Origin of the sequence: Bradyrhizobium iriomotense (assembly GCF_030160715.1) — a bacterium.
GTDB lineage: Bacteria > Pseudomonadota > Alphaproteobacteria > Rhizobiales > Xanthobacteraceae > Bradyrhizobium > Bradyrhizobium iriomotense.
Genome location: NZ_BSOW01000015.1, coordinates 151,257 through 173,767, shown reverse-complemented (window position 1 = coordinate 173,767; position 22,511 = coordinate 151,257). Strand labels below are relative to the sequence as shown.

Sequence of the window (22,511 nt, the reverse complement as noted above, 5' to 3'; positions counted from 1 at the left end):
ACAATTGCGAGAACGGGAAGCAATCTCCAGCAGCCAACTGGATCGTTTGTTTCGAGCACAACGCGGCATATCCGAGAGACTCTATCGTGACCAAACCGAAGCACTTCATCCCCTGTAAGCCCCCGGAAACACCATGTCCTGGTCGACGAGGACGTTGAAGACGTAGCCTGATCGAATATCGAGGGTGGGCTGAACGTTCATGTTCTTGCTGATCGTCTGCTCGGCGACGCGGCCGAATGACTCAGCAAAACTGTTACGCGCGGCATCCGTCGGCGTTTGCTGATACCCGTAAGGTGAACTTGCGGGCATCGACATATCGATACCGGCGCCGATCGCGGCAATCAGGATCGCCGAGCCGAACACCTGGAAATAATGATTGTCGACTTGGTCATTGAACCCGCCATAACCTTCCGCATCCGTGCCGGCCATGCCGCCGATCTGCAAGGTTGAGCCGTTCGGGAAGATGATGTCGGTCCAGACCACAAGGACGCGGCTTTGCCCGAATGAAATCTTGGCATCGTACCGTCCCAGGAGTTTGGCGCCCTGCGGGATCAGAAGCTGATGGCCTGTGGCGCTGTCGTAGACGTTCTGGCTGACCTGGGCGGTGATGCGACCGGGAAGATCGGAATTGATGCCGGTGATCAGCGTCGCCGGAATGACGGAGCCGCGTTTCAATTCGTAGGCGGATGTCGGCGCGACTACCTTGCTCTGAAGGTAGCCGAGCTTCTTGAGATCCGTGTTGAAGAAATCCTCTTTCGCCGTTTGCCCATTTGGGTCGATGTACTGCGTGCCGAAACCAGCACGAAGCGCCGCCGCATAAAGGTCGGACGCACCGCGTGCAGAACTGGGTGTCGTCGTCGTGTTCGATGGTGCTGCATTGCTCATGGGTGCGCTGGATGTTTGCAGCTTGCCGAGATTGATCGCGAGCGGAGAGTCATAGGCGGCACCGTTCGCCTGCACGCGGGCCATGCGCTGGCGTTGCCGCTCGCGCAAATATTGTTCATGTGCCTCGCGATCGAGGCGCGCCCGCCATAGTGCTTCCGACTCGAGTTGCGAGCCGGCGGGCTCCGTCTGTTGTCGGCCGGAGAAGGGATTTCCTGCCGGCTTTCGTGTGTCCGGCTGCGGGGGTGTCGGCTGGAAGGTCTGGGCCTCCTGGTCGCCGATGATTCCGTTCGCGACGCCCTTCTTCAGTTGATCGGCATAGGTAGACGCCGGGTTCGATGAGGCGATATCGATGCCGGCCTCGCGGCGAAAGTACAGTCCGCGCGACGTCAGGCCGTAGAAGATGACGGCGAAAAACACGATCACCAGCACGATGGCGACGACGATGGGCAGTCGATTGAGGCGGCGGATTCCTCTGCCCTCCTCTGCCTCCGGACTGCCGCCGAGCTTCAGGGATTGCACCATGACCGGCCCTCCCCTACCCGCGCAGCATGACCGAGAGCGGACTGGCCGGCGATGCGCCAGCGGCGGTTGCGCTATAAGCGCGGCCGAGCTCAACGCTGCCCGTCGACAAGCGTGCCAGGACCTGACCGTTGTAGGACTCGATCACATAGGCGAGCGGGATGGTTTTCTCGCCCTTGGTCTTCTGATCGGTCGCAACCGCATACCCCCAGCTCTTGAGCGACATCTCCAGCGCCTGGCCGAAGGGCGTGCCGTCGGGCTTCAGGATAATCGTGCCAGAGCCGGGCCCGACCTGCTCGGCGAGTTTCGTCACCAGGTCGCCGGCGATAGCAGATGCGGCGGGACCGGATAGATCCGCTGGCGCCGAGCTCGCCACCAGGGTGCCGACGCCGAACGACGCGCAGCCGGCGAGCGGCAGCCCAAGCAGGGAGAGAAGAGCGAGCCAAGGCATCGAGGAGACTTGCCGCATGATCAGCCTCCCCTCCGGATCGTCACCTTGTCCTGGTTCCAAAAGCCAACGCCGGAGACCAGAATGGCGGTGTCAATCTGATAGTCGACCACCATCATGTCGCCCTTCAGGCGGTAGTTGACGATGCGGTTCTGACCGCCCGACACGACGAACAGGACCGGTGCATCCTGGCCCGACAGCGTTGACGGAAACTGGATGTAGGTCTTCACGCCGTCGCTGTAGACGCGGGTCGGCCGCCAGGACGCGCTGCCGCTCACGCTGTAGGCGAAGCTCAACTGCTCGGCGGGAACGCCGGCGCCTGGAATCGCCTCAGTGCCAATACGCGCGTTGACGTCCGCGAGCCGGCTGCCGACATCCTCCGGATATTCAAAGCCGACGCGCGCCATGTATTGGGTCGGGTTCGACTTGAGCTGGATGTGATAGGTCCGCCGCGAGGTCGTCACCACCATCGAGGTGACGAGCCCTGGCTCCGCCGGTTTGACAATCAGGTGGATGGCTTGTCCGCCGACCACTCCCGACGTCGCCGGTTCGACCTTCCAGCGCACGGTGTCGCCAACCAGCACATCGCGCACGACCTCGCCGGCCTCCAGCTCGATGTCGCAGACCTCAAGCGGCGAGCAGACGACGGAGGGCTGGACCTCGCCGAACAGAAAGACAACCTTGCCATCCGTTCCACGCGTCACAAGGCCGGTCGATCCGCGCCATTGGCTCGAGATGTTCGTGCCCTTTCGCTCCTTGGCGGTCATCGCCTGCGCGTGTGCGCTGACATCGGCAAGCAGCAAGAAGGCGGATGCCGCGAGAACAGTGCATGCAGGAAGTCTGATCGTGCTTGGGTGCATCGGCGTCCCCTCCCCTTTCATAGTTGCGCCGTCCAGTCGAAATCACGGAGATAAAGGCCGATCGGATTGAGCCGGATGGTCTGCTCGTCCTGGGGTGGAGTCAGCGTGACGGTGGCGATGCCGCGATAGCGGTGCTCGCCGGTTTCCTTTCCCTTCCTGTCCCGTTCGAATTCGGTCCAGTCGATCTGATAGGACTGGTTGGACAGAGCGACGATGTTGTTGACCTCGACGGCGACCGTCGCCGTCTTCGCCTTCTCGAACGGCGAAGTGCTCCGGAACCAGTCATTGATCTTTTGCGTGGCGGGGTCGGAGGTGCGCAGCATTGCGTAGGTGCGATCGATATATTGCTTCTGGACGACCGCATCTGGTGTCACCGATCGGAAGTTCGACACGAAGCTGCCGAGCGTCGCGCGCACCACCCGCGGATCCGCATATTCAATCTGCTGCGGATAGCCGGCGCTCGCTGCGGTCCCAAGCTTGTCTACCTCGACGATGTAAGGGACGAGCTTGACCTGCGTACTCTGGAACAGCGCATAGGCGAAGCCGATCACCGCCATCACCATGGCGACGATGCCGATGGTGCGCCAGGTCGCGGCCGCCTTCACATAGGAGCCGTAGCGCTCGTTCCATTCCTGACGCGCGGCGAGATAGGGATTATCGGGCGGATTGCGCGCGGGCATTCGAGAAAGGCTTTCCATTCTTCATCTGTCGGGTTGAATCGGCTCAAGTCTTTCCGGTCGATTTGTTCTGGGCGACCCGCTGATCGAGCTTGGCGTTGGCAAGGCCAAGCGTTGAGGTACCGAACGATCCCGGCGCGCCGATCGCCTGATCGCGCGCGGCGGAGGCGAGCGCGCCGCCCGCCGTGCCGATGCCTTGCGTCATCGCCTTGAGCGCGGCCGCGCCAAACGAGGCGCCGTCGGCACGCGCAGCACTGAACCCGGCCGCCCCTGCCCTTGCGCCTCCCATGGCAAGCGTACCGCCGCCGGCGGCGAAGCTCGCTGCCTGTCCCGCGTGCTTCACCACTTCCATGCCGCTGCCGACAGACACGCCCTGCACGACACCTTGTACGATACTGGGCACGTACATCGAGATAATGAAGACGACGACAGAGATGCCACCGATCGCCAGCGTCCCAACAAAGGCGTCGTTGCCGGTGCCCGTCTGGTTGGCGAGGTTCAGCAAGGCGTCGGAACCGATCTTGGCGATCATCACCAGCGCCATCAGCTTCATGCCGACCGAGAAGGCGTAGACCAGGTAGCGGACGGCAAAATCCTTGGTGAAGGACGAGCCGCCGAGGCCGAGCATGATCATGCCGGCGAGCAGCCCGACATACATCTCGACCATGACAGCCACGAAGATCGCCGCGACCAGCGAGAAGGCGATCACCACGATCACCATGGCGAACACGGAGGCAATCGCGAGCGCATTGTCTTGGAAGAGGCCGAACTGCGCGTTCTGCGACATCGCGGAGGCGACCTTGAGACCCGCGTTGAACACGTCCGCCGGCGACGCCGAGCCGCCGCCGGCACCGATCTGATAGAGACTGTCTACGACCGCTTTTGCGAAGTTCGGTCCCTGGTCGAGCACGAAGGCAAAGAAGCCGATGAACATGATCCGCCGCACCATCTCAGCGAACCAGGCGTCAAGCGTCGCGGTCTGAATGGCGAGCCAGACCGCGGCAAGCCCGACCTCGATGCCCGCAAGGATCCAGAACAACGACTTGGCCGCCTGCATCACGGTCGTCTGCCAGCCCTTGGCGGCCGTCGTCACCGAATTTTCCAGCGTCGTGAGAACGCTGCCGTCCTGCTGCGCCAATGCGGGATGCGCAGCAACGACGATGCCGATCGCTATGATCAGAACGAGCTCCGGTTTAATTCGACGCACCCCCTGCCCCTTCTTCTACCAACGCGGTTTCATCTGCTCACCGCCGGACGTCTTGTAGTCCTGCGGAGGTTTGAAGAAGTCGCTGGCCCGCGACGCAGTCCCTTGTCCCGACACCGGCGTGCGCTGCGCGAAAGCGAGCCAGGCCCCTGCAGCGCCGGCGCCGATCACGATGACGACGACGATGATGATCGACACTCTCACCAGCGCGGCTCCATGGTCTGACCGCCGGAGGTCGCGGGCGAGGTCGCGTTGAAGAACTGCTCCCGGCGCGCCTGCGACAGATCCTTGCTCGCCTGCGAGGACTGGAACCAGGTCGCCATCATCGTGGTCTGCTGCGCGATCAGACCGCGCAGCTTCTGCATCTGGGCAACTTCCTGCGCTGCGATCTCATGGCCGACCTGCAGTGCTTTCATCTGGCCGTCGGCGCTCTCGGAGGCCGTCTTGAGTTGCGTCATCGTCGAGTTCTCGGTCGCGAACTGCTGCGAGGTAAGACCCGCCGCCTGTAGCGTGCTCGAGATCGTGTCGCGGTTGGTCGTCGACCACGTCTGATAGGTCGACGCGAAGCTCGTGCCGTTTGGCAGATTGGTCTTGAACTGCGCATAGCTCTGGAAACGCTGCTTGAGCACGTCGTCGATATTGCCCATCGAGAAGGCCATGCCCTGGCCCTGATTGACGATGTTCTGCAGCTGCTTGAGATCGCTCTCGACCTTCCCCCAAATATGCGACGGCAACTGCGCCGTGTTCTGCAGCATGTTCTCGTAGATCCTCAGCTGGTTCTGAATCTGCTGGGCGAGCTGCGAAATCTGCGTGATCTGATTGTTGATCTGTTGAGCGGATTGACCAGCGAGCTGGATCAACTGTCCGTTATTAAGAAGCTGCGTGAACTCTGTAGCGCCGCCGGCCGCGGCGCCGGCGAACGCCGGACCGGAGGCCGGCAGCCCGATGATGATGGCGACGAAGAGCGCGTTACGAATCGGCGAGAAGCGTGTCGGCATGGCCGATCCCCCTTTCGATGAGCCAGTAAACGGGCCAATTGGCCCCGGTCTTCTTCAGCGCCAGGATGCGCTTCAGGTCGTCCTTGCCGGACGCGCCGACGAACGAGAGTGCGACAGGGCCGAGCGCCATGTTGAAGAGACGGCGGCCTTTGGGCGACGCGACGTAGTATTCGCGCTTGGGGGCCGCGGTTGCCACGATCTCGATCTGCCGTTCGTTGAAGCCGATACGCTCGTAGAACTCGCGTGTACCGGGCTCGCGCGCGGCGCCATTCGGCAGGCAGATCTTTGTCGGACAACTTTCCTTCAGCACATCGATGATGCCGGAGCGCTCGGCATCCGAGATTGACTGCGTGGCGAGCAGCACCGCGCAATTGGCCTTGCGCAGCACCTTCAGCCATTCGCGGATCTTGTCGCGGAAGACCGGATGGCCGAGCATCAGCCAGGCCTCGTCGAGAATGATCAGACTTGGCGCGCCAGACAGCCTTTTTTCGATGCGACGGAACAGGTAGGTCAGGACCGGCACGAGGTTGCGCTCGCCCATATTCATCAGCTGCTCGATCTCGAACGTCTGAAAGGACCCGAGTTGCAAGCCATCCCTCTCGGCATCGAGCAGTTGGCCCATGGGGCCGTCGACGGTGTAGTGATGCAGCGCGTCCTTGATCTCGCGCATCTGCACGCCCGACACGAAATCCGACAGCGATCGTCCGCGCGCCTCGGCCATCAGGCCGATCTGCCGCGAGATGGCGTTGCGATGATCGGGTGTGATCAAGACGCCTTGCACGGCGACGAGCGTCTCCACCCATTCCGCCGCCCAGGCGCGATCGGTGTCCGTCGACAAGTCTGATAAGGGACAAAACGCGAGCGCTGCCGCACCGTCCGCGTCATCGCCGCCGATCTCGTAATGGTCGCCGCCGGCGGCCAGTGTCAGCGGCAGCATCGAGCGCCCCTTGTCGAAGGCGAAGATCTGCGCGCCGGCATAACGGCGGAACTGCGCTGCGATCAGCGCGAGCAGCGTTGACTTGCCGGAGCCTGTCGGCCCGAACACCAACGTATGACCGACGTCGTCGACATGCAGGTTCAGCCGGAAGGGTGTGGAGCCGGACGCGACCTGCATCAAGGGAGGCGAGCCCGAGGGATAGAACGGGCATGGCGCGGTCGGATTGCCCGACCACACCGAATTGAGCGGGATCAGGTCGGCGAGATTACGCGTGTTGATGAGCGGCTCACGGATGTTGGCGTACCAATTGCCTGGCAGGCTGCCGAGGAAGGCTTCCGTCGCGTTCAGCGTTTCGATGCGCGCGCCAAAACCTTCGGCCTGGATCAGGCGACGGACCGCCTCGGCCTTCTCCTGCAGGCGCGCGCTGCTCTCGTCGAACAGCACGATGACCGGCGTGTAATAGCCATAGGCGACGAGTTGTGAGGAGGCTTCCGCGATCGCATCCTCGGTCTCGGCCACCATGACGGCCGCATCCTGATCGATCGAGCGGCTTTGCGTCTGGAAGAGCTGGTCGATGAAGGGGCGGACCTTCTGCTGCCACTTCTTGCGGGTGCGCTCGAGCTTCTGCCGCGCGTCCTGGTCGTCGAGGAACATGAAGCGCGACGACCAGCGATAGGTCAGCGGCATCAGATCGAGGGAATTGAGGATTCCCGGCCAGCTCTCGGCCGGAAAACCGTCGATCGCGACCACGCCGAGAAAGCGGTTCTCGACCGTCGGCGACAGGCCGTGCTGGAGCTCGGCCGTAGCCAGCCAGTCGAGATACATCGGAATATCCGGCAAGCGGATCGGATGATTCTCGCCGGTGATGCAGAAACGGATGAACTGAAACAGTTCATCGTAGCGCGCCGTGCGCGTGCCATCGCGCTCCTCGACCTCACGCGTTTCCATGCGACGGATCGACAGGACGCTCGCGAGATATTGCTCGACTTCGCGCATCGAAGTGCGGAAGCTCTCGATCGCCGTATCAGCATAGGAGGCCGATCGGCTCTCTGTATCGGAATAGATGTAGCGTGCGAGACCCGCGCGCCGCCGCTCGGGCGGCCGCCACGACAGGATGATCGCGTGCCGGCTCTCGAAATGTCCCCTCTCCTGCTCGAACCGGCTGCGGCGTTCGTCGTCGATCGCGCGCGTCACCGGATCGGGAAAGTGGCAGTCCTGCCGCGCCGGATAATCCGTGGTCGGGACCCGCACCGCCTCGACCTGGATCATCCAGCCTGAGCCAAGGCGCGCCAGGATGGTGTTGATCTGGCGCGAGACCTCGTTGCGTTCGGCGTCCGTTGAGCTTTCCGAGTCCGGCCCGGCAAAATACCAGCCCGCCATCAGCGAGCCGTCCTTCAACAGGACGATCCCGTTCGCGACGAGCCCGGCATACGGCACGAGATCGGCGAAGGACGGGCCAGAGTGACGGAAGGAGCGCAGCGCGACCATGAACGGACCTCAGTAGCGGCGCCAGGGCGTCGCGGTCGCCCGGTAGCAAGGCCGATAGGAGATGTGACGGGCATAGACCCGCCGCATCATCGGGTCGGCCTTCGCCATCATCCGCAGCGCCGCCACGACAACGATCCAGATCACGGCGCCCAGGATCGCCGCGTACCAGGTGAGCACGACGAAGATCAGGATGACGGCGGCAAGGCCTGTCAGCAGCACGAGCTCGCGATCCGCCCCGAACAGCAGGTTCGGCCGCGACAGCGCGCGATGGATACGATTGCGTCGTAGATTGGCACCGACCTCAGCCATGGCCGAGGTCCCCTGCCGGCGCCGTGCGCGTGACATCACCGATCGACGCGCCGCTCGCACCGAATAGAGCCACGATCTGCGTGGCGCCGAGGAGAATGCCGGCGACGAGCACGACATACATGAGGCGTCGCGCGAAGTCGTTGAGCTCGCCACCAAAGATCAACATGCCGCCGGCAACCGCCACGGCTGCCAGCGCGATGAAGCCAGCCACAGGACCGGTGATGGATTGCTGGATCTGCTGAAGCGGACTCTCCCAAGGCAGATTACCGCCGCCGCTGGTCGATGCAAAGGCGGGGTCGAGTATCAGGAGCGCGAGCAACACGCCGCTCGCGCCTACAATCATCATGCGGTTACGCGACATGGCGCTCCTCCTTCCGGGCATAGGATTGGGTCTGGTATTGGCCCGCTGAGAAGCTTTCGACATGGAGGACGTCACGGACCTGGCGGCCGCGATCCGTCCGCTCGATCGAGACGATCAAATCGACCGCCTCGCCGATGACCTCGCGCATGGGCTGTTGACTGGCTTCGGCCGTGAGCTGCTCCAGACGGCGCAGTGCCGAAGACGCGCTGTTGGCGTGAATGGTGGTGATGCCGCCGGGATGTCCGGTATTCCATGCCTTGAGCAGCGTGAGCGCCGCGCCGTCGCGCACCTCTCCCACAATGATGCGGTCGGGACGTAGACGCATCGTGCTCTTGAGCAGGCGCGCCATATCGACCGTGTCGCTGGTGTGAAGCGAGACTGCGTTGTCGGCCGCGCACTGGATCTCGGCCGTGTCTTCGAGAATGACCAGGCGGTGTTCCGGTGCGTGGGCGACGATCGCCGCGATCACGGCATTGGCGAGCGTGGTCTTACCCGAGCCCGTGCCGCCCGACACCACGATGTTCAGGCGCGATGCGATGGCGTTGCGGATGACCGCGAGGTGGTCGGCCGTCATCACGCCCTGCGTCACGTAATCCTCGAGATCGAACAGACGTGAAGCCCGCTTTCGGATTGTGAATGTGGGGGCGCCGACGACGGGCGGCAGCAAACCTTCGAAGCGATGGCCGCCGATCGGCAGTTCCCCCGAAATGATCGGACGCTCATCGTCGGCCTCCGATTGCAGCGCATGCGCGACACTGCCGATGATGATCTCGGCGGTCGCCCCCAGCATGGTCCCGGCAGCTGTCATCCCGTGGCCTAGTCGTTCAATGAACAACCGACCATCCGGATTGAGCATCACCTCAACGACCGCCGGATCATCGAGCGCGGCGCAGATCTGATCGCCCAGGGCGTCCTGAAGTTTGCGGACCAGCCGCGGATGCGAACGAAGTTCGACCATGGCCATCGCTCACGCAGCGACGCGCTGAAGGCGGCGCACATCGGAGCAATAGCCAGGCGGCCGCACCCGTTCGAAGCTTGCCTGGTCGGCCGGCAGGATGCCGGCGACGCTCATGGTCTCGCCGATGAGTTGCGCACGGCAAAGGCGCGTCATCGGCCAGCCCGCCCGTTGCAGGATGCGTTCGAAGCGCACGTCCGTTGCGGTGGCGATCTCGTCGAATCCGTTCGACATCGACCACTCGATCATCCCCGCGAACATCGTCAGCGTGGCCTCGTGCAGGAACCGCCCTCCCCTGCCCTCGATTCGCGTGTCGACGCAAAAGCGAGAACTCTCGATCATGGTCGATTTGCCCCGTAGCCGGCCGCCCGGGACCAGTTGCGGGAAGGTCCAAGACAGCATGGTTGGGCCCGTGGTCGGAAGCAGACGGGCACAACCGGCAACGTCGCCGCGATCCGTCAGGGCCAGGATGTAGGTCGGGTCGAGCGCGTCGTATTCGTCGCGCTCGCGGCCGTACTCGATCTTGACCCGCCACCCGAGCCGGCCGGCGAACACCCGGGCGCGCAACTGATGCATCTCATCGACCAGAGACCCCAATCCGCCATGTTCGCTGGCATCAATCGCAATTGCTCGCATGCGTCGAATCCTCCGTCGCGTTCGCGTGAACGGAGGCAAGTCAGCATGGTGCGGCGGCCCGTACCCTCTGTTGAATTAACGGGGGCCGGGCGAGTCCGATTCGCGTCAGTCGCGTCTTCGGCGTCGAATTCGGCCGGTTGGCAACTCCAGTCGAGGCCAAAAAGGTCGTTTGGACTGTAGAATTAACGGGGCGGAAAACGACGCGGCCGTGCCCCACGCGCGCTTCGTAAGCCCTCGATAAGGTTGGACGAATCCGAACGAATCACTACCTCGTTCTGCGCGGCTAACAATAGCCGTTAAGATGTTGTTAACCTTAAAGGACTTGCCACACAGCCCGAATCCCCCATACTGGCGCCTGATCGGCGCTTTTGCCGTTTATGGCGCTATTTTCTAGGTAGGGTGGATTAGGATGGGCCTGCTCCCGACATTCGAGTTTGACGAGAAAATCCTCGCACAGGGCGACGAGATCTCGAGGAAGCTCGATCAACTTCGCCTGGAGAAATTTCCTCCGGACGCGAAAAAGACACTCCGTCTGTTCCCCATGTCGGAAGTCGCCCACTATCTCGGCGTCAGCCCGAATAACCTCAAGAGACTACATCTCGAAAAGAAAGGCCCGGAGCCCACGATCGCAGCTAGTGGAGGAAGGCGCTTTTATACCGCGGAACAGATGACGGAGCTGCGGCACTACCTCGACAAGAACGGACGGTCAGACGCGAAGAAATACGTTCCGTCCCGCAAGCCCGGCGAGAAGCTCCAGGTTATCGCTGTTGTCAATTTCAAGGGGGGCTCTGGGAAGACCACGACGGCTGCCCATCTGAGCCAGCATCTCGCGCTGACCGGGCATCGTGTGCTCGCAATCGACCTCGATCCGCAGGCCTCGCTTTCGGCGCTTCACGGCTTTCAGCCGGAACTCGATCGGAATCCGTCGCTGTACGACGCGATCCGGTACGACGAAAAGCGTCGGCCAGTTGCCGAGGTTATCCTGCCGACCAACTTCCCTTTGCTCGAGATCATTCCGGCAAACCTTGAGCTTCAGGAATACGAGTACGATACGCCGCTCTCGATGCAGGGCTCGAATGAGGGCAAGCGGTTCTATGAACGCCTCGGCCGAGCGCTTGAGGAAGTGGACGATCGATTCGATGTCGTCGTGATTGATTGCCCGCCGCAGCTCGGATTCCTGACGCTGACGGCGCTGACCGCTGCCACCTCGGTTCTGATCACCGTCCACCCGCAGATGTTGGACCTCATGTCGATGAGCCAGTTCCTGCTGATGCTCGGAAACTTCGTTAGGGCGATCCGGGAAAAGGGCGCGCCGGTCAAAATCGACTGGCTTCGATATTTGATCACTCGATTCGAGCCCACGGATATTCCGCAAACCCAAATGCTGGGCTTCATGCAGTCGATGCTCGCTGAGGAGATTCTCAAGAACCCCATGCTGAAGTCGACGGCCATCTCCGACGCAGGGCTGACAAAGCAGACCTTGTATGAGGTTGAGCGCGGGAGCTTCAATCGAGATACCTATGATCGTGCCATTGAGGCGCTGGACGCGGTGAATTTCGAGATTCAGGCGCTCATTCACCGGGCGTGGGGGCGCCTGTAATGTTGACTGCAGTCAAAACCGCCGAAAATCTCTGCAAATTCAAGAGCCTAAGGCGAAACGAGAGGCTTGGTCATGGCTCGTAAAAACCCTTTCGCCAACATTCTTGACGATCAGCGGCCCGCCGTTGACGACGTCGCCGCCGATCAAAAACGGCCGTCCCGTCCGGTGTCCGACTATGCGGCCAAGGGCGCTTCCCGCTCGCTCCTGAAGTCGCTCGATGAACTTGCAGCTAGGGCCGACAAACTCGTAGAGGGCGAAACAGTCGTTGAGCTTGAGCCCGACCTGATCGACGCTTCGTTCGTCCGCGATCGCCGTGCTGACGATGAGGCCGAGTTCAACGAGCTGCTGGAGCGAATCCGCGAAGGCGGCCAGGACTCCCCTATTCTGGTCAGGCCGAATCCGAAGTCGGCCGGCCGCTATATGGTGGTCTTCGGACATCGCCGCTGGAAAGTCGCTCAAGCCCTCGGCCGAAAGGTGCGCGCCGTCGTCAAGGACATCGAGGATCGTGAGCATGTGCGTGCGCTCGGTCAGGAGAACGCCGCGCGTGCGGACGTCCCGTTTATCGATCGTGCCCTCTTTGCCGCCGACGTTGCGCGCCTCCGCTACGACGACGACAATGCAATCATTCTGAGTGCGCTCTCGATCGACCGAACGACCCTCTCAAAGATGCTGTCGGTCGCAGGCCTGCCCCTCCCCATCTTGGAGGCCATCGGCCGAGCGAAGAACGTCGGCCGCGATCGCTGGTATGAGTTGAAGCTGCTGCTCGATAGTCCGGCAAACCAGGAGCGCGCTCTCGAGACCATTCGGGACGAGGCCTTTTCCGCGCTGTCGAGTGACACACGGTTCGATCTTCTAGTCCGCAAACTGAGGTCGAAGCCGACACGCAAGCAGAACCAGCCGAGCAAGCGAAACTGGACACCCCCGGACAGCGCACTCTCGGCGGAGATTTCAGCCGAAGGGAAGAAGTTCACGCTGGCGCTCAAGGCCAAGACGTCTGACGCCCGCGCGTTCGGCGAGTATCTCTCGGAGAACCTCGATCGATTCTATGAGGCTTTCCGCAACGAGTCGATTTCACAGGAGACTGGAGGCTAACCCCGCAAAAGAAAAAGGCCCCCGAAACGAGGTTCCGGAAGCCCTTATCTGTTACGTTTGGCGACTGACAGAATCCCACTTCCGCGAATCGGTGTCAAGCCCAACCGGCCGCAGTGATGCGCTCGTTTTAGGGGACGGACTTCTTTTGCCTAGCGATAGGTGAAGAACAATGCAGACACCCTTATCAACGACGCCCTTTGGGCGGCGGCCGATGACGCTTGGCATGATTTCAAGCCAGCTGGCCGCGAAGGCAAAACCAGAGGCGGCCATTGTTCACAAATGGCACGTCTTTCAGCACATCAAGGAGGCGCGCCAGGTTCTCGGCGCCACCGACCGTGCGCTGACGATCCTGCACGCGCTGTTGTCATTCCATCCCGAGACTGCGCTGGAGCCCGACGGCGAGCTGATCGTCTGGCCCTCCAACGAGCAGCTGATGGCGCGGGCCAACGGGATGCCGCCGACCACGCTACGCCGGCATCTCGCTGTCCTGGTCGACTGCGGCCTGATCATTCGCAGGGACAGTCCGAACGGCAAACGCTACGCGCGCAAAGGGCACGGCGGAGAGATCGAGCAAGCCTACGGCTTTGACCTGGCGCCGATCGTGGCCCGCGCCGAGGAGTACAAGACGCTCGCGAGCGCCGTGCAGGTCGAGAAAAAGGCGTTCCGCGTTGCCAAGGAGCGTCTCACCATCCTGCGCCGGGACATCGTGAAGATGATTGAAGCCGGGCTTGAGGAAGGCGTTCCGGGAAACTGGAAGCGGTTTCAGCAGGTCTACCAGGAGATCGCAGGGCGGATTCCCCGGACTGCTCCGCGGCAGGCCCTGGAGCGCCTCGGCGGCGAGATGGAAACGCTCTGGCGCGAGATCCGTGAGCTGTTGGAAACATTTGCGAAAACACAGAATCCGGACGCCAATGAGTCCCATTCTGGTTGCCACATACAGAATTCAAACCCAGACCTTTCATCTGAATCTGAAAGAAATCTGGCGAACGAAGATGAAGCGGGCGGCAACGCCGCGGCGAACCACAACCTGCGGAGCTTGCCGAAGCGTGAGCTCCCCTTGGGAATTGTGCTGGATGCCTGCCCGAACATGCGCTGGCTGATCAAAGGGGGCGAAATCCGGCACTGGAAGGATCTGCTGGCCGCGGCGGAGCTTGCCCGGCCGATGCTGGGGATCAGCCCAAGCGCGTGGCGCGAGGCCAGGGAGGTGCTCGGTGACCAGCAGGCCGCGATCACGCTGGCCGCGATCCACCAGAAAGCGGACCAGATCAACAGCGCCGGCGGCTATCTGCGCAGCCTGACCGACCGCGCCAAGGACGGGAAATTCTCCGTCTGGCCGATGATCATGGCCTTGCTGCGCGCCAAGCTCGACGGGTCGAAGCCAACCCCACCGACCGCGGGTGGTCCCGCCGGATTCGAGCCGGGCAAGCCCAGGCAAACGGACGCCTTCCAGGCCAGCGCCGAATTACGCGCCTCACTGGCCAGGCGGCCGAAATGACCCGAAACGGCGCCAGGAATGACTCCGTCGTTGAAGACGACTCGGCTACGGTTTTCGGGCAAAGATCGGGGAGGGCAATTTGACAAAAGACACGATATCGGTCGGCGGCGCGATCGCGGCGGCCCTCGAACGGGCCGAGGAGCTCCGCAGCCTCAGCGACCGCCCGGCTCGGGTGCGGATCATGACGATCTTTGGCGATGATCGCTCAGGTCTCACGATTAATGCCCGCATCGCGGCCCGGACCCCGGCGGAGCATCGCGCGCAGGAGGGCCTTGGGACGCGGTGCATCCCATGGGACGAACTCGACGCGCGCGCCGGCGAGATCGTTGGTCTGGTGGACGAGGTGGTGGGCGAAGTGACGCTTGCCGTCCGAAACGCCCCGCCGGTGCCGCGGCCGAGCCGCTCGGAAGACGATCTTGAGCTTGCTGCGTTCGAGGATCTGATCGATGAACTCGGACAAACAATCACCCAGTCTGCTCTTTCCGTGCTGGAGAAGCATCCGGCGAAGCAGGTCTCGCGGGAGCTGGGCAGCGAAGCCGCCATGTTAGCCGCCCTGAAATTCGCAGCCCTCGCGGCCTATACCGGCAATGTCGGCCTGAATGACGCCCAGGATGAGCTTCGAATGGCGATGGGCGAGGTGATGAGCAAGGTGCGCGCGTCGCCTGAGCTGGTGCGTCGACCGAGCCTGAATTCGTGAGCGGGGCGTGAGACGCCTCTTTCCGCAAAGCGGCCCGTCGCTATCGGAGATCGGTCTGTGCGAAGTCGTTACCCTTGTAGAGGAGCGGGATGCGGTAAGCCTTGGCGCAGGCATAGGCGAAGCAGTCCCCGAAATTGAGCTGCGCGGGATGATAGACCAGGCGGCTATAGGTCTGCGCCGCTTCGAGGGCCTTGCGACCGATATCCGGCGAGACGGACATTTCCTGGGCGCCCAGCGAGGTGACGAATTCCCGCACCGCGGTTTCCGCTTTGGCGAGGAGGGCGGCGTCGCGCGGTAAGCCGGTTTCTCGGGCGAGCTTCGCGGCAAGCGATGCAGACGCCTCGAACACAACGAGGGGTGAGACGAAGAAGCCCGTTTTCGAGCCGTTCAAGCGGCCGGCGAGCTCAGGTCCATCCGGCTCGCCGTCGAGAATCGCGACGATGGCCGAGGCATCGAGGAACATCAGACGCCCCACATCTCGTCAGTGAAGGCCTTCATGTCGAAATCGTCCGTGCCGACGAGGCCGCGCTCCGCGGCGTCGGCCCGAATGCCAGCGACGATCGCGAGAGCCTTGCCGATTCGTTGGCTCGGCAGCATATCCTCGGTTTGGCGCTTGATCTCATGCTCGAGCGCGAGACGCACGGCTTCTGTTTTGGTCCGCAAGCCTGTCATGGCCTGGAGCCGGCTGGCGAGGGCGTCGACCTGATCATCGCGAATGAAGAGGGGCATGAGATATCTCCATATGGATATCTAGCATATCCATCATTGAATATCCATTACGACCCGACGCGGGTCGCCAGTCTGGTTCCGGTCTATCCGCCTGGGAGGGGCGGACCCTGCGCGGTGGTGCAAGCGAGGCCGGCATTCGGCGGTCAAAGACCCGCGGCCTTGGTGAGATTCACCCGGAAGCGGTCGCGCCGCCGCTGGTAACGGCGGGTCTGCTCGGCACTGGCGTGACCCAGTTGCTTTTGGACATAGCGCTCGTCGACCTCGGCCGAGGAGGCGAGGCCGGCGCGCAGCGAATGCCCGGCGAATTTCTCGACCCGTTCGCCTTCGGTCAGGTCGGCGCGCACGCCGGCCGCCAGGGCCGCGCGTTTGACGAGCCGGGCGACCTGTTGGTCGTTCAGGCGATCCGGACCGACGTCTTTGCCTTGGCCGGTTACCCGGCGGAATAGCGGCCCATGGCCGATCCGCGCGAGCTTCAGCCAGATCTGCAAGGCAACGATCGGGCAGGTCGCGTCCGACGAGCCGCGGCCGATCTCGATCTCGCGCCAGCCGGTTTTGCCGCGCAGGGTGACGATCATGCCCTTGTCGAGGATCTCGACCCAGCCTTGGCCGTCTTGGGTTTGGTCGCGACCACAATCCAGGCCGACGATCTCGGAGCGCCGCAGGCCACCGGCAAAGCCGAGCAGCAGCATCGCGCGGTCCCTTAGGCCCCGTAGCGTGCCGCGATTGAGCGTCTCGAGCATGGCGATGACGTCCTCCGGCAGCACAGCTTCCTTCTGCCGGGGCGGGGCGCCATGGGTGTTGCGGATGCCGGCCAGCACGGTCGCGATATGGCGATCCGTGCGGTCGAGGGGCATTCCGCGCTGCGCATAATTCCAGGTCAGGGCCGACAGCCGCCGCTCGATCGTTGCGACCGAGTTCGCCTGGCGATCGGCAGTCGCGGCGCCCGAGGCGCAGGCGGTGATATAAAGCCCGACCGTCTGCGGCGAGGGCGGAAGCACCTCGAGGCCCTGGCGCCGGCACCACCCGGAAAAGTGCTTCCAGTCGGAGGCATAAGCCCGGCGGGTGTTGGCCGAGCTCGCCGCCTCGACATAGTCGCGGGCGAGATCGGCGAGCCGCTCGAGATGCGCCGGCAGGCCGGTTTTTGGTGCCGGAAGAGGGGAGGGGAGGGATGCGTCGGCGGGATCTGTGGCGATCTCCGTGGCCGCGAGCGGTTCCAAACCGGTTGCTGGACTGCTCATGCCGAGTCCTCCCAAGGATTGATCACGGTTGCACCCGTATCCTCGAAATCCCCGACATTGCGGGTGACGAGGATGAGGTCGTGGACAATCGCGGTGGCGGCGATCAGCCCGTCGATATCGCCGCGCGGCCGGATCGCGGCGATGCGACCCCACTCGACCGAGATCTGATCGGTCACCGCCAGAATGCGGTCGGCGTGATCGTGGCGCAGCTTGCGCAACCATTCGGCCAGATGGGCGGCTGCCTTTGGGTCCGATTTCTGCTTGAGCGCAATGCCGCGCATGATCTCGCCCAGGGTGAGGGTGCTCAGGTGGACGCTGGCCGGGTTGACCGAGCGCAGCCAGCCGGTGGCCTGCGGAGAACCGCGCCGTGCCTCGGAAACGACATTGGTATCAATGAGATACATCAGAAGGCCGCGTCGCGGCTGGGGGTCTTGGCGCGCTGCGTCACGGCCTCGGCCAGTTCGTCATCCCAGCCTGGTCCGGCCAGCAAGTCGTCGACCAAGCTCGGCCGGCCGGACCGGAGCGCATCGTAATCGGCGGCCGACAGCACCACGGCGGCCCGCTCGCCGCGCAGGGTGACGATCTGCGGACCTTCGCGGCGGGCCTTCTGCACCACTTTGGAGAACTGATTCTTGGCGTCCTGCAGTGGCCATTCCATTTTAGCGCGCTCCCAGCTAGACAGTCTAGCTAGATAGAGTGTGTTCTCGTCGAAATCAAGGATGGGCGGCCGTGCCGGCGACGCCTTGACAGCGGAGGGATCGACGGCCGGGGCGGGCTCTCAGGCGTCCTCGAGGCTTTTCGCAGCGCGATTTCCGGGTTCTGGGCGCTGAAAACCGCGATGCTCCATATAATGGCAAAAACGAACGATAAGGCAACATTATCGCTCGTAGTTATCCACCGACAGGCTCGGCGGTTTTGAGCCGTTTTGGTGGCTATAAGCGCCGCGAGCGGCTAGGCTCCGCCATGTCCTCGCGCGCGTGAATCATGTTCGAACCTCCACCGACCTTCGTCCCGGCACCTAGCTGGCTGCGCCGTCGCGCCCCGCCCGACATTGCCGCGGAAGCGGTGTTTTATGCCGGCGCGGCGCTGGCGGCGCTGCATCCGGTTGCCCGCGATGAGCACCCGCTCGGCAGTCTGTGGCGTCAACGTCTCGCGCTCAGTTGCGCCGCCACGCTCGCGCGCCAGGGCGGGCGGACGGACGACGAAGCGGCGCTGCGCGACTACTGGTACTTGCGCCGCGACGACGATGACCCGGGTCCCGGCGGCCGTATTCTCGACGCCTGGCGCAAGCTCGGCGAACGCGCCTCCAGTGACGTGCAGCAGTGGAATTTTGCCCTGGCTCCCGCACTCGGCCATCCCCTCAACTCACTGACGGACCAGATCGTCGGACTTGCCGGCCGACATACGCAGCAGCAGCACGTCATGCCGGTGCTGGCCGCCGCGGAAATCATCGCCGCGAGCAGGCGCGTGCTGCCGAACGACGACGTGGTGCCGCTGTGGCTGGCCGATGCGGTCCTCGCCCACCAGCTGCGCTGGCCAGCGCCGGTGCCGCTGCTCGCGGCCCATCTGTCGCGCGGCGCGCTGCGCAAAGCGCCGCAGCACTTCGAGGGCGAGACCGTCTTCATGAGCGCGCTCTGCGCGGCCTACACGACGGCCGCCGTGGCCGCGATCGACCTCTACAACGATCTCGCACGGCGGGCGGCACGCCTGCTGGCGGTTGCGCCGAAGTTGCGTGGCAAGGACGCTGCCATCAGGGTGGGGATCCTGATGGTGGAAGATGCCCAGATCGCCGGCGCCGGCAAGATGGGGACCGACCGCAGCACGCGACGGCTGTTCCAGCGGCTCGTCTCGCTCGGCGCGGCGCGCGAGCTCACCGGCCGGCCGACCTTCCGATTGTACGGGCTCTGAGATGGGACGGCGCGCGCGACCAAAGAACGATCTCGACACTGAGCTCACCGACCTGCCGCCGGAGCTACGCTGGCGCGAATGGATGGGCCGGGTCGAGGCGGTGATCTTCGCCTCGTCCGCCCCGGTGACGCGCGAGGTTCTGGCGCGCGTTGTCGGCCGCGACTGCAGCATCGACCTTCTGATCGACGACATCCGTGATGAGCTGCGCGGCCGGCCCTACGAGCTCGTCTCCGTCGCTGGCGGCTGGCAGCACCGCACCCGGAAAAACTTCGCCGAGGCGATCCGGGCTGCGGTCGGCACCGGTCACGATGGCAAGGCCTTGTCGCAGACCGAAGCGCTGATCCTCGCCTGCATCGCCTATTACCAGCCGATCAATCGCAGCGAATTGTCATCCTTCTTCGGCAAGGAGGTCAGCCGCGATACGATCGGGCGTCTGCGCGGACTGGAGTTCATCGCCGCCGGGCCGCGCAGTCCGCAACCCGGCGCGCCCTACACCTACGTGACGACCAAGGCGTTCCTGTCGCACTTCGGCCTGGAGACGCTGCGCGATCTTCCGGACATGGAAATGCTCGAGGAGGCCGGTCTGCTCAGCAAGGACAGAATGCTGGCCGGAGAGTTTCCGGTGCTGGCGTCGGACGAAGGCGACGAGGTCGAGGCGGACCTCGCCGAAGACGACGATGTGGCTTGATTCGCCCCGAGCCGAACGATTGCAGTGACCGCGTAACGAGCCGTCATCGGCCGTCACTGCCAGCACCGGCATATTTGATGCCTGCGTTCGGGAAATCAGGATCAGGGATGCTCGGGAGCGTTCCGGATCATCTACTTGGCAACGCTGCCGGACCGGGTTCTCGTCCTTCATGCGTTCCAGAGAAACCCAAAAGACCTCGCAACGAGACATCGAACTGGCGGCGAACAGACTCAAAGATGGAGGTCACAGCAATGACCGTCGAGACCTTTGGTCAGCCGGCTTCAAGCTGTACATCGAGCTCGAGGACGTGAGAGCAGCCTGACATCGGCACACCCGAGGCCAACGTTGCGACGTCTGCCTGAGATGGAACCGCGCGGTAGGCGCAGCCGTCTTTAGATGGACGATCGTTGCGACGATTACCCTACATGGAGACCGGAGGACGCGGGACTGCTCAGCAAGGACAAACTGCTGGCCGGGCAGTAGTGCCGACTTCAAGGCGACGGGTAATAAGCCCCCCGCACCGGCCCCGCCCAAAAGCGGGCCGTGTGGCTGCTGTGCTTACGCCGTCACGGGGCTGTGACCTCTCCGGCGTTTATCATTCAAATGCATTACATTAGCTGCGAATAAGGGAGGTCGCGCTATGGCTTCGAATGCCCTGGTCCAAACTCGAATCGATGCCGACGTAAAGGAAAAGGCCACTGCGGTTCTGGAAAATATGGGTCTCACGGTATCTGACGACGGATTTTGCTGACACGTACGGCCAACGAAGGGATGCTTCCGCTGGAGCTGGTGAGTAACAGCCAAGCTTACGATAGCTGGTTTCGTGAGACGGTGCGTCAGGCGCTGGGAGATGCCCGGCCCAATCTCGACGATTCCGAGGTCGAAGCGCATTTCGCACGACGCCGTGCCGCTGCGCTTCGAAAAGCGGCGGAGCATGAACGGTGAAACTCGTCTGGTCGCGCTTCGCCTTGTCCGATCGCGACCGCATTTCCAGCTACACCGAAGCCGAGAATCCCCATGCCGCGATTCCTATTGATGAACCTGCGGCGAGCTCGGCCGGGTGTCCGGCAAAGAGATCAGTCGGGATGCGATCGGTCACCTTCGCGCTCGGCTTTCATCTCACAAAAGGCGCGGCTATGCACGGGCGCGGCTGCACACGCTTCCGTGGACGATGATCCAACGGTGCCGCGCTCAGGGCTGAAACATTATAGCTTGTCAGCCCACTTGCTGATCTCGGAGAGTATCTGCTCGAACGTGGGCTTGCCTGCGTAATACAGCGCGCTGCTACGCTTGTAGGCGTCGGCGTAGAGCGCCCGCGTTTTCCCGCCGCTCAAGATGAAAGCCTCGTTCTCGGCAATGTTCTGATTGTCGTCCTTGCGGAAACGCGCCTGCTTGTGACCCTTGTAGGCATCAGTGCCAACGAATTTCTGAACCTCGGGCTGCCGCAGCAGCTCGTGGATATCGTAGTAGTGGCGCATGAACCCGACCGGATCGCTGCCATCCGCCTGTTGCTTGCGGAATTTCGTCGAGACCGTCTGCAGTTTTTCAACAAAGGTATAGCCGGGGTGATAGCAAGGAACCGCTTTGGCCCGGTTGTCGATGACGTCCACATTGCTCGCAACGGTCCGGTCGTAAAGCCACGAACTGATGTCTTTTGGAGCGTTCGGAGCCACGGTGTCGAAGCCGACCTCCAGCAGTACGCCTTCCCGGAGACCCTCCATGGCCTCGACGACCGTCGTGTAGTTCAGCTTGATGCCGGCGCTCCGATAGTTTGGCACATCATCGAACTCGGTATCGCGATCGACGCTTGTGATGCCGTCAGTATTGATCTCTTGAGCCAGCCACTCATAGAAACCTTTGCGTGACTGGATATGGGCCGGCTTGTTTTGGTTCTTGCCGGTTTTTACATCCTGCTCCGGCGGTGGTTCGATCAGGATATCGATGTCCTCAGAGAACCGATTGATGATCCGATGCCCTTTGGAAAGGGACGTTCCACCCTTGAGCTGGAAGGTGAAGCCAAGCTGCTGAAGTCCGTAAAGGCAATGCATGATCCAGTAGTCTTTTTCGACCAAAGCAGGATCAATGCTTTTTTCTTCCACCACAATCCGGATCAGATCCGCGAATTGCGGATGATTGTGGAGGAAATCATGCGGCATGCAGTTCGCCCGCTCTTAGCGCGCGATCGAAGAATTTCTTCGTTCGTTCGCTTCCATATTCGCGGACAGCGCGACGCAAGCGGCGTTGGTCAGAGGACGCAGCACGCAGCTCGACCCGCTTAAGAAGCTCATCCTTCGCTTCCGCAAGCTGATCGACGTTATTGACGAGATCAACAAGCAGAAACTCCTGGGTCAGCGACTTTGGGAAGCGCGGCTTCACACGGAAGGCAAACTTGCGATTGCCGAGCTGAAACTCTCCGTGGCGCTTGTGATTGTAGACGACGGTCTTGTCGTAGAGCTGAGTCGTTCCAACGCCCAGGCCGTTGTAGGCATTGGGTGAGGCCAGCAGAAACGTATCGTCCTTCAGAAAGGCACTCACAACATCCTTGTCGGAAGCAGGAGCCGGGCCGAACGCCGTTTCCTTTGGGTAGGCATAGAGGCCACCCGAAAGCTTCTTGAGTGTACCGCTCTCAACCAACTGCTTGATATGCCGATCAACAGACGTCGACCAGCGGGCCAAATCCGCACGCCGATAGGCGTGGCCCGGTTTCAGGTGCCGCTTGAGTTGGTCGAGCTTCGTCATGCCCGAAATATAAGTCAGAACTGACTGGTTTGCAAGGTTTTTCATTGA

Annotated in this window: 26 protein-coding genes and 1 pseudogene; 8 read left to right on the top strand and 19 right to left on the bottom strand. The window is 62.7% G+C overall.

From position 1 onward, the window contains the following. Positions 1-105 precede the first annotated feature (105 nt). From trbI to traI, 12 genes are read right to left on the bottom strand one after another with little or no spacing between them, the layout of a single operon-like run. The gene (gene trbI, locus QQL28_RS22365; protein ID WP_284268734.1) at positions 106-1,407 is read right to left on the bottom strand and encodes an IncP-type conjugal transfer protein TrbI; all 1,302 of its coding nucleotides are present in this window, start codon (positions 1,405-1,407) and stop codon (positions 106-108) included. Between the two features lie 13 nt (positions 1,408-1,420). Next, positions 1,421-1,873 carry a conjugal transfer protein TrbH gene (gene trbH / locus QQL28_RS22360; protein WP_284268732.1) on the bottom strand — a complete coding sequence of 151 codons (453 nt, stop codon included), beginning with the start codon at positions 1,871-1,873 and terminating at the stop codon, positions 1,421-1,423. A gap of 2 nt (positions 1,874-1,875) precedes the next feature. Next, on the bottom strand, positions 1,876-2,712 hold the full coding sequence (gene trbG / locus QQL28_RS22355; RefSeq protein ID WP_284268729.1) for a P-type conjugative transfer protein TrbG: 837 nt from the start codon (positions 2,710-2,712) through the stop codon (positions 1,876-1,878). Between the two features lie 17 nt (positions 2,713-2,729). Next, a complete protein-coding gene (locus QQL28_RS22350; protein WP_284268727.1) occupies positions 2,730-3,392 on the bottom strand; it encodes a conjugal transfer protein TrbF in 663 nt (220 codons plus the stop codon). Between the two features lie 43 nt (positions 3,393-3,435). Next, the gene (gene trbL / locus QQL28_RS22345) at positions 3,436-4,596 is read right to left on the bottom strand and encodes a P-type conjugative transfer protein TrbL (protein ID WP_284268725.1); all 1,161 of its coding nucleotides are present in this window, start codon (positions 4,594-4,596) and stop codon (positions 3,436-3,438) included. Between the two features lie 15 nt (positions 4,597-4,611). After that, entirely contained in the window at positions 4,612-4,797 is a 186-nt protein-coding gene (gene trbK / locus QQL28_RS22340; RefSeq protein WP_284268724.1) for an entry exclusion protein TrbK, read from the bottom strand. After that, positions 4,794-5,591: a P-type conjugative transfer protein TrbJ gene (gene trbJ / locus QQL28_RS22335; protein ID WP_284268723.1), complete on the bottom strand. Its 798-nt coding sequence runs from the start codon at positions 5,589-5,591 to the stop codon at positions 4,794-4,796. Before trbJ ends, trbK begins: the two co-directional genes overlap by 4 nt. Continuing rightward, positions 5,563-8,016: a conjugal transfer protein TrbE gene (locus tag QQL28_RS22330; protein ID WP_284268722.1), complete on the bottom strand. Its 2,454-nt coding sequence runs from the start codon at positions 8,014-8,016 to the stop codon at positions 5,563-5,565. Before QQL28_RS22330 ends, trbJ begins: the two co-directional genes overlap by 29 nt. A 9-nt stretch (positions 8,017-8,025) precedes the next feature. Further along, positions 8,026-8,325 carry a conjugal transfer protein TrbD gene (locus QQL28_RS22325; RefSeq protein ID WP_284268721.1) on the bottom strand — a complete coding sequence of 100 codons (300 nt, stop codon included), beginning with the start codon at positions 8,323-8,325 and terminating at the stop codon, positions 8,026-8,028. Further along, the gene (locus QQL28_RS22320; protein WP_284268720.1) at positions 8,318-8,686 is read right to left on the bottom strand and encodes a TrbC/VirB2 family protein; all 369 of its coding nucleotides are present in this window, start codon (positions 8,684-8,686) and stop codon (positions 8,318-8,320) included. The genes QQL28_RS22325 and QQL28_RS22320 overlap by 8 nt, the downstream gene beginning before the upstream one ends. Then, a complete protein-coding gene (trbB, locus tag QQL28_RS22315) occupies positions 8,676-9,644 on the bottom strand; it encodes a P-type conjugative transfer ATPase TrbB (RefSeq protein ID WP_284268808.1) in 969 nt (322 codons plus the stop codon). Before trbB ends, QQL28_RS22320 begins: the two co-directional genes overlap by 11 nt. Before the next feature lie 9 nt (positions 9,645-9,653). After that, positions 9,654-10,277 carry an acyl-homoserine-lactone synthase gene (traI, locus tag QQL28_RS22310; protein WP_284268719.1) on the bottom strand — a complete coding sequence of 208 codons (624 nt, stop codon included), beginning with the start codon at positions 10,275-10,277 and terminating at the stop codon, positions 9,654-9,656. Positions 10,278-10,686: 409 nt separating this feature from the next. On the opposite strand from traI, the gene repA reads away from it, so the two are divergent. From repA to QQL28_RS22290, 4 genes are all read left to right on the top strand, one after another. Next, positions 10,687-11,877 (top strand): plasmid partitioning protein RepA, encoded by a 1,191-nt coding sequence (gene repA, locus QQL28_RS22305; RefSeq protein WP_271611219.1) that lies wholly within the window; start codon positions 10,687-10,689, stop codon positions 11,875-11,877. A 72-nt stretch (positions 11,878-11,949) separates the two neighbouring features. Beyond that, complete coding sequence (gene repB / locus QQL28_RS22300; RefSeq protein ID WP_284268716.1) at positions 11,950-12,969, top strand: plasmid partitioning protein RepB; 1,020 nt, start codon at positions 11,950-11,952, stop codon at positions 12,967-12,969. A 169-nt stretch (positions 12,970-13,138) separates the two neighbouring features. Further along, positions 13,139-14,464 (top strand): plasmid replication protein RepC, encoded by a 1,326-nt coding sequence (gene repC / locus QQL28_RS22295; RefSeq protein WP_284268714.1) that lies wholly within the window; start codon positions 13,139-13,141, stop codon positions 14,462-14,464. Between the two features lie 79 nt (positions 14,465-14,543). Beyond that, positions 14,544-15,161, top strand: coding sequence for a hypothetical protein (locus QQL28_RS22290; RefSeq protein WP_284268712.1), 618 nt, complete (start codon positions 14,544-14,546; stop codon positions 15,159-15,161). 40 nt (positions 15,162-15,201) lie between these two features. Here QQL28_RS22290 and QQL28_RS22285 read toward each other — a convergent pair whose 3' ends face one another. The 5 genes from QQL28_RS22285 to QQL28_RS22265 form a co-directional block, all read right to left on the bottom strand. Further along, positions 15,202-15,624, bottom strand: a complete 423-nt coding sequence (locus QQL28_RS22285) for a type II toxin-antitoxin system VapC family toxin (protein WP_284268711.1) — start codon at positions 15,622-15,624, stop codon at positions 15,202-15,204. Further along, entirely contained in the window at positions 15,624-15,890 is a 267-nt protein-coding gene (locus QQL28_RS22280) for a type II toxin-antitoxin system VapB family antitoxin (protein ID WP_284268710.1), read from the bottom strand. Before QQL28_RS22280 ends, QQL28_RS22285 begins: the two co-directional genes overlap by 1 nt. Before the next feature lie 143 nt (positions 15,891-16,033). After that, the gene (locus QQL28_RS22275; protein ID WP_284268708.1) at positions 16,034-17,128 is read right to left on the bottom strand and encodes a tyrosine-type recombinase/integrase; all 1,095 of its coding nucleotides are present in this window, start codon (positions 17,126-17,128) and stop codon (positions 16,034-16,036) included. Continuing rightward, positions 17,125-17,532: a type II toxin-antitoxin system VapC family toxin gene (locus tag QQL28_RS22270; protein WP_284268706.1), complete on the bottom strand. Its 408-nt coding sequence runs from the start codon at positions 17,530-17,532 to the stop codon at positions 17,125-17,127. The genes QQL28_RS22275 and QQL28_RS22270 overlap by 4 nt, the downstream gene beginning before the upstream one ends. Next, positions 17,532-17,786, bottom strand: coding sequence for a type II toxin-antitoxin system Phd/YefM family antitoxin (locus QQL28_RS22265; protein ID WP_284268704.1), 255 nt, complete (start codon positions 17,784-17,786; stop codon positions 17,532-17,534). The genes QQL28_RS22270 and QQL28_RS22265 overlap by 1 nt, the downstream gene beginning before the upstream one ends. Before the next feature lie 326 nt (positions 17,787-18,112). Here QQL28_RS22265 and QQL28_RS22260 point away from each other — a divergent pair, with 326 nt between their 5' ends. The 4 genes and pseudogenes from QQL28_RS22260 (at position 18,113) to QQL28_RS22240 (ending at position 20,899) form a co-directional block, all read left to right on the top strand. Then, complete coding sequence (locus tag QQL28_RS22260; RefSeq protein WP_284268702.1) at positions 18,113-19,036, top strand: DUF1403 family protein; 924 nt, start codon at positions 18,113-18,115, stop codon at positions 19,034-19,036. Between the two features lies 1 nt (position 19,037). Then, positions 19,038-19,724 (top strand): SMC-Scp complex subunit ScpB, encoded by a 687-nt coding sequence (scpB, locus tag QQL28_RS22255; protein WP_284268700.1) that lies wholly within the window; start codon positions 19,038-19,040, stop codon positions 19,722-19,724. Positions 19,725-20,364: 640 nt separating this feature from the next. Next, positions 20,365-20,669 (top strand): annotated as a pseudogene (locus QQL28_RS22245) (type II toxin-antitoxin system RelB/DinJ family antitoxin). Next, positions 20,666-20,899: a hypothetical protein gene (locus QQL28_RS22240; protein ID WP_284268698.1), complete on the top strand. Its 234-nt coding sequence runs from the start codon at positions 20,666-20,668 to the stop codon at positions 20,897-20,899. The pseudogene QQL28_RS22245 and the gene QQL28_RS22240 overlap by 4 nt, the downstream one beginning before the upstream one ends. Positions 20,900-20,929: 30 nt before the next feature. Here QQL28_RS22240 and QQL28_RS22235 read toward each other — a convergent pair whose 3' ends face one another. Both QQL28_RS22235 and QQL28_RS22230 read right to left on the bottom strand, forming a co-directional pair. Beyond that, complete coding sequence (locus QQL28_RS22235; RefSeq protein WP_284268696.1) at positions 20,930-21,880, bottom strand: nucleotidyl transferase AbiEii/AbiGii toxin family protein; 951 nt, start codon at positions 21,878-21,880, stop codon at positions 20,930-20,932. Next, positions 21,870-22,508: a hypothetical protein gene (locus QQL28_RS22230; RefSeq protein ID WP_284268695.1), complete on the bottom strand. Its 639-nt coding sequence runs from the start codon at positions 22,506-22,508 to the stop codon at positions 21,870-21,872. Before QQL28_RS22230 ends, QQL28_RS22235 begins: the two co-directional genes overlap by 11 nt. Positions 22,509-22,511 lie beyond the last annotated feature (3 nt).